Origin of the sequence: Micromonospora sp. NPDC051296, from assembly GCF_040682255.1 — a bacterium.
Lineage (GTDB): Bacteria > Actinomycetota > Actinomycetes > Mycobacteriales > Micromonosporaceae > Micromonospora > Micromonospora craterilacus.
In genome coordinates this window covers 15,455-29,633 of sequence record NZ_JBFBAO010000041.1, presented here as the reverse complement: position 1 = coordinate 29,633, position 14,179 = coordinate 15,455, and the positions used below count along the sequence as shown (strand labels likewise).

Annotated in this window: 13 protein-coding genes; 12 read left to right on the top strand and 1 reads right to left on the bottom strand. The window is 71.5% G+C overall.

From position 1 onward, the window contains the following. From AB0M52_RS07360 to AB0M52_RS07340, 5 genes are all read left to right on the top strand, one after another. A partial coding sequence (locus tag AB0M52_RS07360; RefSeq protein WP_363950150.1) for an aldose 1-epimerase family protein occupies positions 1 to 884 on the top strand: 884 nt, incomplete at its 5' end. Positions 885 to 926: 42 nt separating this feature from the next. Next, positions 927 to 1,529 (top strand): nitroreductase family protein, encoded by a 603-nt coding sequence (locus tag AB0M52_RS07355; RefSeq protein ID WP_363950148.1) that lies wholly within the window; start codon positions 927 to 929, stop codon positions 1,527 to 1,529. A 189-nt stretch (positions 1,530 to 1,718) separates the two neighbouring features. Beyond that, entirely contained in the window at positions 1,719 to 2,024 is a 306-nt protein-coding gene (locus tag AB0M52_RS07350) for a type II toxin-antitoxin system VapB family antitoxin (RefSeq protein ID WP_111214238.1), read from the top strand. Between the two features lie 38 nt (positions 2,025 to 2,062). Beyond that, positions 2,063 to 3,223, top strand: a complete 1,161-nt coding sequence (locus tag AB0M52_RS07345) for an acyl-CoA dehydrogenase family protein (protein ID WP_363950145.1) — start codon at positions 2,063 to 2,065, stop codon at positions 3,221 to 3,223. 80 nt (positions 3,224 to 3,303) lie between these two features. After that, entirely contained in the window at positions 3,304 to 4,038 is a 735-nt protein-coding gene (locus AB0M52_RS07340) for a DUF4230 domain-containing protein (RefSeq protein ID WP_363950142.1), read from the top strand. Positions 4,039 to 4,079: 41 nt separating this feature from the next. Here the strand turns inward: AB0M52_RS07340 and AB0M52_RS07335 are convergent, their stop codons facing one another. Next, positions 4,080 to 4,286: a PspC domain-containing protein gene (locus AB0M52_RS07335; RefSeq protein WP_363950140.1), complete on the bottom strand. Its 207-nt coding sequence runs from the start codon at positions 4,284 to 4,286 to the stop codon at positions 4,080 to 4,082. Positions 4,287 to 4,654: 368 nt separating this feature from the next. Between AB0M52_RS07335 and AB0M52_RS07330 the strand changes: the two genes are divergently transcribed. The 7 genes from AB0M52_RS07330 to AB0M52_RS07300 all read left to right on the top strand — a co-directional run bounded on the left by AB0M52_RS07330 (position 4,655) and on the right by AB0M52_RS07300 (position 14,178). Continuing rightward, a complete protein-coding gene (locus AB0M52_RS07330; RefSeq protein ID WP_363950137.1) occupies positions 4,655 to 6,088 on the top strand; it encodes an L-serine ammonia-lyase in 1,434 nt (477 codons plus the stop codon). Positions 6,089 to 6,157: 69 nt separating this feature from the next. Further along, complete coding sequence (locus AB0M52_RS07325; protein ID WP_363950134.1) at positions 6,158 to 6,985, top strand: ABC transporter permease; 828 nt, start codon at positions 6,158 to 6,160, stop codon at positions 6,983 to 6,985. Then, a complete protein-coding gene (locus tag AB0M52_RS07320) occupies positions 6,985 to 7,731 on the top strand; it encodes an ABC transporter ATP-binding protein (protein WP_363950131.1) in 747 nt (248 codons plus the stop codon). Before AB0M52_RS07325 ends, AB0M52_RS07320 begins: the two co-directional genes overlap by 1 nt. A gap of 86 nt (positions 7,732 to 7,817) precedes the next feature. Next, a complete protein-coding gene (locus tag AB0M52_RS07315; protein ID WP_363950152.1) occupies positions 7,818 to 9,713 on the top strand; it encodes a DUF5941 domain-containing protein in 1,896 nt (631 codons plus the stop codon). 15 nt (positions 9,714 to 9,728) lie between these two features. Continuing rightward, a complete protein-coding gene (locus AB0M52_RS07310) occupies positions 9,729 to 11,918 on the top strand; it encodes a bifunctional glycosyltransferase family 2 protein/CDP-glycerol:glycerophosphate glycerophosphotransferase (protein ID WP_363950128.1) in 2,190 nt (729 codons plus the stop codon). A 149-nt stretch (positions 11,919 to 12,067) separates the two neighbouring features. After that, positions 12,068 to 13,369: an ABC transporter ATP-binding protein gene (locus tag AB0M52_RS07305; RefSeq protein ID WP_363950125.1), complete on the top strand. Its 1,302-nt coding sequence runs from the start codon at positions 12,068 to 12,070 to the stop codon at positions 13,367 to 13,369. Positions 13,370 to 13,713: 344 nt separating this feature from the next. Next, a complete protein-coding gene (locus tag AB0M52_RS07300) occupies positions 13,714 to 14,178 on the top strand; it encodes a DUF4442 domain-containing protein (RefSeq protein WP_363950122.1) in 465 nt (154 codons plus the stop codon). Position 14,179: the final 1 nt, after the last annotated feature.

Here is a 14,179-nt window from a genome sequence, read left to right as displayed (position 1 = left end):
TTTCCGCCGCCGGACACGAGGCGGTCATCGTCGAGGTGGGCGGCGGGGTCCGCACCTACCGGCAGGACGGTGTCGAGCACCTCGACGGGTACGCCACCGACGAGTTGTGCCCCGGCTCGGCCGGGCAGGTGCTCGCCCCCTGGCCGAACCGGATCCGGGACGGCGCGTACACCTACGCCGGGCGGTCGTTGCAGCTCACCCTCACCGAGCCGGAGCGGCACAACGCCATCCACGGCCTGGTCAACTGGTCCTCGTGGCAGTTGATCGAGCAGCGTCCGGACGAGGTCACGGTCGGCTACGACCTGCCGCCGCAGATCGGGTACCCGTGGCCGTTGCGGCTGCGTACCCGGTGGAGCGTGGGGCCGGACGGGCTGCGCGCCGAGCACGAGGTGACGAACACCGGTACCGAGCCGGCGCCGTTCGGCTTCTCCGTGCACCCGTACCTGCGGCTGCCCGAGGTGCCGGTGGAGGACATCGCGCTGCGGGTGCCCGGGCAGACCCGGCTGCTGCTGGACGGCCGGCTGCTGCCGGTGGGCGCGACCCGGGTCGCCGGCACCGAGTACGACTACACCGAGCCGCGCCGGATCGGCGAGGCGGTGCTGGACCTCGCCTTCGGCCAGGTGGTGCGCGAGGCCGACGGCGGCTCCACGGTGACGCTCACCGGCCCGGACACCTCGGCCGGGCTGCGGATCTGGGCCGACGACCAGTTCGGCTGGTGGCAGGTCTACACCGGTGACACGCTCGCCGGCGACCGGTTCCGCCGGTCGGTGGCGGTGGAGCCGATGACCTGCCCGCCGGACGCGTTCCGCTCCGGCCGCGATCTGATCACCCTGGCGCCCGGCGACACCTGGCGCGGCGTCTGGGGCGTCCGGCCCGGGGTCTGAGCGGGCGGGTGCCGGGTCTGACGGGCGAGTAAGGAGAGCAGCGTGGAGTTCGCGGAGGTCGTCCGGCACCGTCGGATGGTGCGCAACTACGACCCGGACCGCCCGGTTCCGCCGGAGGTGGTGGACCGGTTGCTGGATCATGCGGTGCGCGCCCCGTCGGCCGGGTTCTCCCAGGGCTGGGGGTTTCTGGTGCTGGAGGAGCCGGCCGACCGGGAGCGCTTCTGGGCGGCCAGCACCCCGGAGGGCGGCGGGATGGAACGCTGGCTGACCGGGATGCGGCGGGCCCCGCTGATCGTGGTGCCGCACGCCAACCGCTCGGTCTACCTGGAGCGCTACGCCGAACCGGACAAGGGCTGGGCGGACCGGTCGACGGACCGCTGGCCGGTGCCGTACTGGTACGTCGACACCGGCTTCGCCGCCCTGCTGATGCTGCTGACCGCCGTCGACGAGGGGCTCGGCTCGTGCTTCTTCGGCATCCCACCGCACCGGCTGGATGCCTACCGTGAGGCGTTCGGCGTGCCCGAGGCGTACCACCCGATCGGGGCACTCACCATCGGTTACCGTGCCCCGGACCACCGGTCACCATCACTGCGTCGGGGGCGTCGTCCGGTGGAGGAGGTCGTCCGACGGGGGCGGTGGAGCTGACCCGAACTGGTGGGTTCGTCCCGTTGAGAACCGGACGACCAGTAGCGAAACTGGCATCAGGGAGCAGAACGTGGGGTGCGTGGTGCGGCTACGCTGGCACGGTCATGGGCGCCGCGGGTCGTGGTGCCACGCCGCGACCCGGCCCGGCGTCGTGGCTCGGCCCGGCCAGGGGGAGGGGAGCGTGCCGTCGTGATCTTCAGAGCGGTCCGGGACGGGCGTCCCTACCCGGAACACAACCTGACACTCAAGCAGTGGGCGGAGATCCCGCCCCGGCCGCTGCGCTTGGACCAGCTCATCACCACCAAGCGCGAGCTGGCGCTGGACAAGCTCTTGGCCGAGGACTCCACCTTCTACGGCGACCTCTTCCCGCACGTGGTGCAGTGGAACGGCGGCCTCTACCTGGAGGACGGCCTGCACCGCGCGCTGCGCGCCGCGCTGCAACAGCGCAACCAGATCCACGCCCGGGTGCTCGTGCTCGCCGAGGCGGTCGAGTGACTCCCGCCGCCGGCTGAGCGTTCGTTAAGGTGGTCGCCGTGAGCGCCATGGACCTGCTCGACCTGGATTCGTCGCTGACCGAGGAGGAGCGGCAGATCCGCGCCGTCGTGCGCCAGCTGATCGACGACCGGGTACGCCCGCAGGTCGCCGGCTGGTACGAGGCGGGCCAGGTGCCGGCCCGCGAACTGGCCCGCGAGTTCGGCAAGCTCGGCCTGCTCGGCATGCACCTGACCGGGTACGGCTGCGCCGGCTCGACGGCCGTCGCGTACGGGCTGGCCTGCCTGGAGCTGGAGGCCGGCGACTCCGGCGTCCGGTCGCTGGTCTCGGTGCAGGGCTCGCTGGCCATGTACGCCATCTGGCGCTACGGCAGCGAGGAGCAGAAGCAGCGTTGGCTGCCGGCGATGGCGACCGGTGAGGCGATCGGCTGTTTCGGGCTGACCGAGCCGGATCATGGCTCCGACCCGGCGTCGATGGCCACCCGGGCCCGCCGGGACGGCGACGACTGGGTGCTCACCGGCACCAAGATGTGGATCACCAACGCGCCGATCGCCGACGTGGCGGTGATCTGGGCGCGCACCGACGAGGGCGTACGAGGCTTCGCCGTACCGATGGACACGCGCGGCGTGGCGGCGCGCGAGATCGGCCGCAAGATGTCGCTGCGTGCCTCGGTGACCGGGGAGATCTCGCTCGACGACGTCCGGCTGCCGGCGGACGCGCAGTTGCCCGGCGCGGTCGGGCTCAAGGCGCCGCTGAGCTGTCTGACCGAGGCCCGGCACGGCATCGTCTGGGGCGCCCTCGGCGCGGCCCGCGACTGCCTGGAGACCACCCTGTCGTACGCGACCACCCGCACCCAGTTCGGCCGGCCGCTGGCCGGCTTCCAGCTCACCCAGGCCAAGCTCGCCGACATGGCGGTCGAGTGGAACAAGGGCTATCTGGTGGCGCTCCAACTCGGCCGGCTCGCCGACGCCGGAAAGCTGCGTCCCGAGCAGGTCAGCGTGGGCAAGCTCAACAACGTACGCGAGGCGCTGGCCATCGCCCGGCAGTGCCGGACCATCCTCGGCGCCAACGGGGTCTCCGGGGACTACCCGGTGATGCGGCACGCCAACAACCTGGAGAGCGTGCTGACGTACGAGGGCACCTCGGAGATCCACCAGCTGGTGATCGGGCAGAAGCTCACCGGCGTCTCCGCCTTCACCTGAGTCTGGCTCGGCGAGCGGGTGTCGCACGTTGGGCTTAACGTCATCAACAGACAACGCGTCTGACGAGGACGGTGAGGGCGATGGCACGCGACGGCGACATCAAGGAGCCCACCAGCAAGTTTTCTGACGGCGACCTGCTCACAGACCGGCCGGACGTGCCGTCGCAGCAGGGCGGCGGCGCGGTGCGCGCCCTGCTCTGGGTGCTCGGTGCCGCGGCGCTGGCGGTGGTGGTGCTGCTCGGTGTGCAGACCACCGGGATCCTGCCCGAGTTCCGCAACCCCTTCACCAAGGAGCAGACCGACCGCAGCCAGCCCGCACTGCTCGAGTCGATGCAGGACCTCAGCCGCTACGTGGCCGCCGAGGGCAACTTCCAGGTCGTGGTCGACCTGCAGAACGACCGGCGCAACGTGCCGGACTGGCTGCTCAACCAGCGGACCCTCTTCGTCGGTGCGGGCAGCGTGGAGGCGTACGTCGACTTCGGCGCCCTCGCCGAGGGGGCGATCGTGCAGTCGGCCGACGGCAGGTCGGTCGAGATCAAGCTGCCCGCGCCGCAGCTCGCCGAGACCAACCTCGACCTGGACAAGAGCTACGTGTTCGCCGAGGAGCGCGGCCTGCTCAACCGGGTCGGCGAACTGATCGGCGGCGACCCGAACCGGCAGCAGCAGGTCTACCGGCTGGCCGAGGATCGGATCACCGCCGCCGCTCGGGAGAGCGGGTTGATCGCCCGGGCCGAGGAGAACACCCGCAAGATGTTGGAGGGGCTGCTCCGCTCGCTCGGCTTCGAGCAGGTGACCGTCACGTACCTCGCCCCCTGACCCGCGACGCGGGCCGCCGGTGCCCGGCACCGGCGGTCACGTCAGCGGCCGTGGATGAGGTAGCGGTCTTCGTTGGGCATGATGATCCAGAGCGCCAGGTAGATGATCAACTGGGAGCCGGGCAGCAGCAGCGACAACAGGAACAGCAGCCGGATGAGCCCGACCGAGGTGCCGAAGCGCTGGGCCAGACCCGCGCAGACCCCGGCGAACATGCGCCCCTCGCGGGGCCGGACGAGTTTGCGGCTCATCGTGCACTTCCCCTCTGCGGCGATCCGCCGCTCCTGGTCCCAACGCTAGGAGCGGGCGGCCGCCGTGCCCTCGGTCCCGAGGAGGAACACCAGCTCGCCGACCCGTAGGTACTTACCCGTGCGGTAAGAACGTCGCGCCCGATCTTGGGGCGGTCCGGGAACGCGTGATCCATAAACCGGTGGGTAACCGGAGGACAGGTCGGCGGGGGTTTCGGGTAGTAGGCTCGCCGGTCGGCACCCCTTACCCGGGGTGCCAGCCACGGCCGGGCCACCCTGATGACCGGCCACGACCGGGCCGGCTCCAGGTAGCGGAACCTGCCCCGAACGGCCGCTGACCGGCAACACCGGCGGGGCGAGGAAGTGCAGTCATGATCAGTGTGTTCGACCTGTTCAGTGTGGGCATCGGGCCGTCCAGCTCGCACACGGTGGGGCCGATGCGGGCGGCGCGTACGTTCGTCGCGGGGCTCAAGGCCGACGGTCTGCTCACCGATGTCGTCCGGGTGCGGGCGGAGTTGTTCGGTTCTCTCGGCGCCACCGGGCACGGCCACGGCAGCGACCGTGCGGTGCTGCTCGGCCTGACCGGCGAGGCGCCGGAGTCGGTCGACACCGACTGCGTCGAGGCGCGGGTGACCGCGATCCGGGCTGAGCTTCGGCTGGCCCTGCTCGGCACACACGAGATCAACTTCGACCCGGACCGGGATCTGGTCCTGCACCGCCGCCGGTCGCTGCCGTACCACCCGAACGGGATGATCTTTTCGGCGTACGACGCCGCAGGGGCCGAGGTCAGGGCGCGTACCTACTACTCCGTCGGCGGCGGGTTCGTGGTCGACGAGGCAGCGGCCGGGGCGGATCGGATCAAGCCGGACAGCACCCGGGTGCGGTACCCGTTCCTGACCGGCGCGCAGCTGCTCGACGTGACCGCCGAGACCGGGCTGTCCATCAGCGAGGTGATGCTCGCCAACGAGCTGTCCTGGCGGGCCGAGGCGGACGTGCGGGCCGGTCTGCTGGACATCTGGCGGGTGATGCAGGAGTGCGTCGAGCGCGGCTGCACCCGCGACGGCACGCTGCCCGGCGGCCTGAAGGTGCGCCGCCGCGCCGCCGAGCTGCGCCGCAGCCTGGAGGCCGAGGCCGCCCACACCGCCAGCCTCGGCGACGCCGGGCTGGGCGCCCCCAGCCCGGCGATGAGCGTCCACGCGGCGGGGGATCCGCTACACGTGATGGACTGGGTGACGCTGTTCGCCCTTGCCGTCAACGAGGAGAACGCGGCCGGCGGCCGGGTGGTGACCGCGCCGACCAACGGGGCGGCCGGGATCATCCCCGCGGTGCTGCATTACTACACGCGGTTCGTGCCGGGGGCCACCGACGAGGGGGTGGTGCGGTTCCTGCTGGCGGCCGGCGCGATCGGGGTGCTGTTCAAGGAGAACGCGTCGATCTCCGGGGCGGAGGTGGGCTGCCAGGGCGAGGTCGGGTCAGCCTGCTCGATGGCCGCCGCCGGGCTGGCCGAGGCGCTGGGCGGCACGCCCGCGCAGGTGGAGAACGCCGCCGAGATCGGCATGGAGCACAACCTCGGGCTGACCTGCGACCCCGTGGGCGGCCTGGTGCAGATACCCTGCATCGAGCGCAATGCGGTGGCTAGCATCAAGGCGATCACCGCCGCCCGGCTCGCGCTGCGCGGCGACGGGGTGCACGCCGTCTCGCTCGACAAGGTCATCAAGACCATGCGGGAGACCGGCGCCGACATGAAGGTCAAGTACAAGGAGACGGCGCGCGGCGGCCTGGCCGTCAACGTGATCGAGTGCTGAGCGTACGGCTCGTCGGACAGCGTTCACCGGCTGCTAACCTGTCGTCCGTTCAGGAGGCGGGAGACGGCGGTGACCTCTGGCGTAGGGGCGTTGTGGTCGCACCGCAACTCGTTGCGCATCCTGGTCCGCCGTGACCTCGCGGTCAAATACCAGCAGTCGGTGCTCGGTTACCTCTGGTCGCTGATCGAGCCGCTGGGCATGGGGGCGATCTACTGGTTCGTCTTCGGTGTCCTCTACTCCCGTGACACCAACCGGCACCTCGGTGAGGCCGCCGGGTCGTACCCGCTGTTCCTGATCACCGGGATCTTCGCCTGGATGTGGACCAGTTCGGCGCTGAGCGAGGCGACCAACGCGCTGACCGGCCAGTCCCGGCTGATCACCACGATGAACGTGCCCCGGCAGGTCTTCCCGATCGGCCGGGTCGCCGGCCGCTTCGCGGAGTACGCCGCCGGCCTGCCGATCCTGGCCGCCATCGCGATCTGGTACGCGGCCAACGGCAAGATCGAGCCGGGCTGGTCGCTGCTGGCCCTGCCGCTCGCGGTGCTGGTGCAGTTCACGCTGTTGACCGGGCTGGCGCTGCTGTTGTCGGCGTTCAACGTGCTGATGCGGGACGTGGAGCGGTTCATGCGCCTGATCATCCGGGTGCTGTTCTACGCCACACCGATCATCTATCCGCTGAGCCTGGTCCGCGGCTCGGGTCTGCCCGGCTGGCTCAAGCTGGGCTACGAACTCAACCCGCTGGTCGGCATCTTCCAGCTGCACCACGCGGTGTGGTACCCGGACGAGTTCCCGGATGCCCGGCTGCTCGCCACCACCATCGGCGGCAGCCTGCTGCTGCTCGTCGCCGGCTGGTGGGCGTTCCGCCGGCTCGAACCCGCCGTGCTCAAGGAACTCTGATGGCCGAGTCGATCATCGAGGCGGAGGGCCTCGGCATCCGGTTCGTCCGCAACCGCCGCCGGCAGCTGCGGCTGCGGGAGCTGTTCATCCACCGCGGTACGCGGGGCGCCTCCGACGGCCAGTTCTGGCCACTGCGCGACGTGTCGTTCTCGATCGCGGCCGGCGAGACCCTCGGCGTGATCGGCCGTAACGGCACCGGCAAGAGCACCCTGCTGCGGCTGATCGCCGGGGTGCTGATCCCCGACGAGGGCCGGATCAGGGTTCGCGGCGATGTCGCCCCGCTGCTGGAGCTGTCCGCCGGCTTCTCCAACGACCTGACCGGACGGGAGAACCTCCACCTGGTGGGCGGGCTGCACGGGTTGTCGTCGGCGTACCTGAAGCGGCACTTCGACGAGATCGTCTCGTTCGCCGGCGAGCAGGTGGAACGGGCCATCGACACCTCGGTACGGCACTACTCGTCCGGGATGAAGGTCCGGCTCGGCTTCGCGATCATCTCTCACCTGCCGCACCCGATCCTGCTGATGGACGAGGTGACGGCGGTCGGGGACGCGGAGTTCCGCGCAAAGTGCTACACGACCATCGATCGTCTGCTCGGGGAGGGGCGCACTCTGGTGCTGGTGTCACACAACGAAAAGGACCTGACCCGGTTCTGCCGTCGGGGGCTCTTCCTCGACGCGGGCCGGCTGAGCGTCGACGGCACGATCGCCGAGGCGCTGGCCGCGTACCACGACGCGGTCCCGCGGTGACGCTCGCGATCGTGCTCGCCGCCGGGTCGCCGGCCGCGAGCCTCCCGACGGGCAGCGCGGGCACGTCGACGGGGACCGGTGAGTCGCTGGCCGACCGGTTGGTCGCCCAGTGGCACCGGGCCGGTGTCTCCGAGGTGCGGGTCGCCGCCGACCTGGACGAACTGGCCGACCTGGCGGGCGCGGCCAACGGCCCGGTGGTGGTCAGCGGTGCCGACCTGGTGGCCCACACCGCCGTGCTGCGGCACCTGGTGACCAGCCCGGTCGGCCCGACGGTGGCCCTGGTGCTCACCGACCCGCCCACCGGTGGGCGCACGGCGGTACGCGAGGAGCGCGGCCAGGTGGTCGACGCCGGTCCGGCCGAACAGTTGGACGGCGAGGCCACCGGCATCTTCGGTGGCGCGGTGCGGGTCGGCCGGGACGACGTGCCCGCGCTGGTCGCCGCCGCCCGGGCCGCCGCGCCGGCGGCGACGGGACCGGTCGTGGACCGGGTCTTCGCCGGCCTCACCGGGCAGGGTGCGCTGGTCTTCGCCCACCGGGTACGCCTGCTCGTCGCACACCGGGCGGACGACACTGCCGGGCTGGCCGGGGCCGAGGCGGCGGTGGCCGCCGTGGACGAGGACCGGGCCGAGCTGCGGCTCTCGGTGAAGGAGAAGGACGACTTCTTCACCACGTACTTCGTCAGCACCTGGTCCCCGTACGTCACCAAGGCGACGGCTCGGCTCGGGCTGAGCCCGACTGCGGTCACCATGGTGTCGGTGGTGTTCGCGGTGGCCGCGGCGGCGCTGTTCGCCACCGGCGGCCGGCCCTCGCTGGTCGCCGGCGCGGTGCTGCTCTACCTCGGGTTCGTGCTGGACTGTGTGGACGGCCAACTGGCCCGCTACACCCGCAACTTCAGCGCCTGGGGCGGCTGGCTGGACACCATGGCCGACCGGGCCAAGGAGTACCTGGTCTACGCCGGCCTCGGGCTGGGCGCCACCCAGGCCGGGTTCCGGTACGGCTGGGCCCTCGCGATCGCCGCGATGACGTTGCAGACCGTCCGGCACATGACCGACGCGTGGTACGGCGTACTGCACGACGAGGCGGCCCGCCGGCCGAAGCACGCGGGCAGCGGCGGGGGCGGCGGTATCGGTGACCGGCTGAACGCGGCGTCGAACCGGGTGCAGGCCGACTCGGGGTCGGTGTCGTACTGGCTCAAGCGCACGGTGGTCTTCCCGATCGGCGAACGGTGGGCGCTGATCGCGCTGGCCGCGGCGCTGTTCGACCAGCGGGTCGCCCTGATCGCGGTGCTGACCTGGGGCGTGCTGGCGTTCGGGTACACCGGTGCGCTACGTACGCTGCGGGCCCGCTGGATGTGGGTCCCGGTGCTGGACACGGTCGACGCGACCCTGCATCGCGACGACGGCCCACTGGCCGCCCGGTTCCCGGTTGCCCGCCGCCCGGGGCCGCTGGCGTTGGCGATGCTGGCCACTTTGGTGGTCGTCGTCATGTTCCTGCCGGTGTTGCGCTACGGCGAGTTGTGGCCAACGTGGGTTTTGCTGCTCGGGCTGGCGGGGCTGCTCGTCGCGGCGGCCGGGGCCGGGGCGGCGCACAACGGGCCGCTGGACTGGCTGGTGCCGGCCGCGCTGCGGGCCGCCGAGTACCTGTTCGCCATCGCGGTCGGGGTGATCGGCGGGGCGCCGGCCTGGCTGATCTTCGGGTACGTCTTCGTGCTCACCCTGCACCACTACGACCTGGTCGCCCGGCTGGAGAAGCGGCAGCCGGCCCCCCCGCTGCACGCCGCCACTCTCGGCTGGGAGGGGCGGTCGGCGTTGCTGGCGCTGGCGGCGATCGCCGGATTCGTGAGTATTGGTCTGGCTACACTCGGTATCTACCTTCTGGTGCTCTTCGTGGCGAGCGTGGTGCTGGCCTGGTTCGTCCGGCCGGTCCGCGCCGCGCGGGTGCCGGCCGTGCCGGCGGGTACGGGAGGCCGCGCGACGGGCTGACGGGGGGCCGGGACGATGACGCTGATCAGCTTCGTCGTCCCGGCCTTCCGCGTGCAGGGCTACCTGCGCGAATGCCTGGACTCGATCCTCGGTCAGCCGGTGGCCGACATCGAGGTGATCGGGGTCGACGACTGCTCGCCCGACGGCAGTGGCGACATCCTCGCCGAGTACGCGACCCGCGACGACCGGGTGCAGGCGGTCCGGCTGGATCGCAACGTCGGGCTCGGCCCGGCCCGTAACGTCGGGTTGGACCGGGCGGTCGGCGAGTACGTCTGGTTCGTCGACGGCGACGACTGGCTCGCCCCGGACTGCCTCGCCGAGGTCGCCGCCCGGTTGCAGGCGACCCGACCGGACGTGCTGATCGTCGACCACGTACGCGCGCACTGGGACGACACGGTGACCCGCAGCGCGATGGAGGAGGTCTTCCCGGAGCCGCCCGGGCCGGCCACCTTCCGGCTGCGCGACCGGCCGGAGACGCTGGAACTGCTGCACACCGCCTGGAACCGGCTGCTCCGCCGGCAGTTCCTGGCCGACGTCGGGCTGCGTTTCGCGCCCGGCTGGTACGAGGACGTGTCGTTCAGCTATCCGGCGCTGCTGGCCGCCGAGCGGATCGGCGTACTCGACGTGGTCTGCGTCAACTACCGGCAGCGGCGGGCGGGTGCGATCACCAGGACCCGGGGTGACCGGCACTTCGAGGTGTTCGAGCAGTGGCAGCGGGTGTTCCGGGAGTTGGACCGGCTCGGGGCCGAGGAACTGCGGTCCGCGGTCTTCGAGCGGATGATGTGGCACTACCTGACGGTGCTCGGCAACGGTAACCGGATCGCCCCCGAGTTGCGGCCGACCTTCTTCGCCCGGGCCGCGATCGAGCACGCCCGCCTCCTGCCGCCCGGCGGCCACCGGGTGCCCGCCGGGGTGGAGGGGCTCAAGCACCGGCTGGTGGCGGCCGGTCGGTGGCGGACGTTCAGCGCGTTACGGGCCACCAGCCGGGCGGGCGAGGTCGCCCGGCGGGCCGCCGGCCGGGTCCGGCGCCGGGTGGTCCCGCCGGCCCGGTTCACCGTGCGGGCGGCCCGCGACGCCGCGCTGCGCGAATACCACCGGGCCGAGTTGCGCCGACCACTCGACGACAACCTCGCGGTGTATGCCGCGTACTGGTTCCGCGGCTACTCCTGCAACCCGGCCGCGATCTACGAGGCGGCCCGGCGGCTGGCGCCGCAGGTCCGGGGGGTGTGGATCGTCCGGCGGGACCGGGTGCACACCATGCCGGAGGGAGTCGAGTACGTGGTGGCCGGCACGGCCGCGTACCACCGGGTGCTGGCCCGGGCGCGGTGGCTGGTCAACAACGTCAACTTCCCGGATTCGGTGCGCAAGCGGCCGGGCTCGGTGCACGTGCAGACCCACCACGGCACGCCGGTCAAGGTGATGGGGCTGGATCAGCAGCGTTACCCGCTCGGCGCGACCGGGATGGACTTCGCCGGGCTGCTGCGCCGGGTGGACCGTTGGGACTTCAGCGTCACCTCGAACAGCTTCTCCACCCAGATGTGGGAACGCGCGTATCCGGCCGCGTACACCACGCTGGAGGTGGGATACCCGCGCAACGACCGGTTGGTCACCGCGACCACTGAGGACGTGCTCCGGCTGCGCGCGGCGCTCGGCGCCGGCCTGGGCGAGCAGGTGGTGCTGTACGCCCCGACGCACCGGGAGCACCTGCCGGGCTACCGTCCACCGTTCGACCCGGAGCGCTTCCTCGACGCGCTCGGCCCGTCCGGGCTGCTGCTGATGCGCAGCCACTACTTCCACGACCGGGACCGGGGGCCACGGCGCCCGACCGGTCAGCTACGGATCCAGGATGTCAGCGACCACCCCCGGGTCGAGGATCTCTACCTCGCGGCCGATGTGCTGGTCACCGACTACTCGTCGGCGATGTTCGACTACGCGGTCCTGGACCGACCGATCGTGGTCTACGCGCCGGACTGGGACATGTACCGGCTCACCCGCGGGGTCTACTTCGACATCACCGCCGCACCACCGGGCCCGGTGGTGCGTACCTTCGCCGAGCTGCTCGACCTGTTCCGCTCGGGTCAGGTCGCTACGCCCGCCGCCGACCGGGCGCGGGCGCGGTTCCGGGACCGGTTCTGCGCGCTGGAGGACGGGCACGCCGCCGAGCGGGTGGTGCGCCAGGTCTTTCTCGGCGAGACGCCCGGCTAAGGGGTGAAGTTTCGGGCGATAGCCGCCACTCGATGGAACGTAATACGTCTGTCACGATTCGAACATGGCACGTTTACCCGATGTGCCGGCCGCATGATGCTCGTCACAGTCATTCGGGGTTCGGCCGGACAAAGGTGGGGGAGGAGACGGTGACCACCGTCGCGCTCAAGGATGTCACGAAGGTCTTCCGGGACGGCACCGTCGCCGTGGACACCATCAACCTCGATGTCAACGACGGCGAGTTCATGGTGCTGCTCGGTCCGTCCGGCTGTGGCAAGTCGACGGTGCTACGCATGGTCGCCGGGCTGGAGGAGCCGACCTCCGGTGCGGTGATGCTCAACGGGGAGTTGGCCAACGACCTGCCACCCCGGGACCGGAAGATCGCCATGGTCTTCCAGGACTTCGCCCTGTACCCGCACATGACCGTCGGCGACAACATCGCCTTCCCGCTCAAGCTGGCCGGGGTCGAGCCGGACCCGCGTGGCGAGCGGGTCACCGACGTGGCCAGCGCCCTCGGCATCGGCGACGTGCTGGGCCGGCGGCCCAGCCAGCTCTCCGGCGGCCAGCGGCAGCGGGTCGCGATGGGCCGGGCGATCGTCCGCCGGCCCGGACTGTTCCTGATGGACGAGCCGTTGTCCAATCTGGACAGCGGCCTGCGCGCGGAGCTGCGGGCGGAGATCTCCGGTCTGACCCGGGAGCTGGGCGTCACCACCATCTACGTGACGCACGACCAGGCCGAGGCGCTGACCATGGCCGACCGGGTCGCCATCATGCGCAAGGGCGTCCTCCAGGACGTCGGCACACCCACCCAGGTGTACGGCCGCCCGGCCACCCTCTACGTCGCCGCCTTCCTCGGCAGCCCCCGGATGAACCTGCTGGAGGCGTCGGTCTACGTCCACCTCGATCGGTACGTCACGCTCACCCTCGGCGAGCAGGCCCTCTACCTGCCCTGGGACGACATCCGCAGCCGGGCGGTGGCGCACTACCACGGAGAGCGGATCGTGGTCGGGATGCGGGCCGAGGCGCTCACCCCGGTCGCCCCGGACACCCCGGGCGACGTGCTCCAGGGCCGGATCCGCTACCTGGAGCACCACGGCCACGAGTCGTTGGCCTTCCTCGACATCGGCGCCACCGCGATCGTGGTCGACGAGGTCGGTGCCCCGGCGGACGCGGACAGTGCGCCCGGCCAGCGCGGCCTGCGCCGGTTCGGTCAGGTGATGCAGCGGATCACCGGGCGGGCCGGCGAGTCGGAGCCGGCCTCGACCAACGGCGGCGGGACCAGCGTGCTGCACGACCCGGGCCGCCACCATCGCCGCCCGGCCGAACTCGCGGTCCGCCTTGCCCCCTACCCCGCGGTCTCCGCCGGTCACGCGCTCGCCATCAAGGTACGCATGGACGCGCTGCACTTCTTCGACGAGCGCGGCGACCGCATCGACGTCGGCTGGCGCTGAGGTGTAAGGAAGGGCCCCCTATTAACGCCTGCGGTAGAGCACGGGTCCCCTGTTAACACGACGGCGTTAGGTGCCCGGGACGCCTTGACCTCAAGCGCAGTCGAGGTCCCAGCGTGATCGTCATGAACGCAACGGAAGTTGACAAGCAGACGCGCGCGATCGAAGCGATCAAGCGGGATCTTGGTATGCAACGGCCCCTGGAGGGGCGTCAACGTACCAAGATCGTCCGTTACGGCGTGCCGGTGAGGGAGCGGGGCGGGTTCTGCGGGGTGCCGTCATGTCGGCGGAGCTTGTCGGGCGGCGTCGCCTTGTTCGGGAAGTTACTGACGGGTAGCGTGCGTGGCATGACCATCGACTCGCGGCAGGTGGCGGCCGGTCTGCTCCAGGCGGTGCCGTTCGCTCGTACGCTCGGTTTCGAATTCGTCGAGGTGGCCCCCGAGGCGGAGGGTGGGGTGCGGGCCGTGGTCCGGCTACCCGACTCGCCGGCCACTCACAACCACGTCGGCGGCCCGCACGCCGGAGCCATGTTCACTCTCGGCGAGACCGCGTCCGGCGCGGTCGTGCTCGCCGCGTTCGCTCACCTGCTCGACCGGGCCACGCCGCTGGCGGTACGCGCGGACATCGCGTACCGGAAGCTGGCCATGGGTCCGGTGCGCGCGACGGCTCGGCTCGGCCGCCCGCCCGCCGAGGTGGTCGCGGAGCTGGAGGCCGGCGAGCGGCCGGAATTCCCGGTACGCGTCGAGATCGCCACCGAGGAGGGCAAGCCGACCTCGGAAATGACCGTCATCTGGACCCTGCGCCCGAACTGAC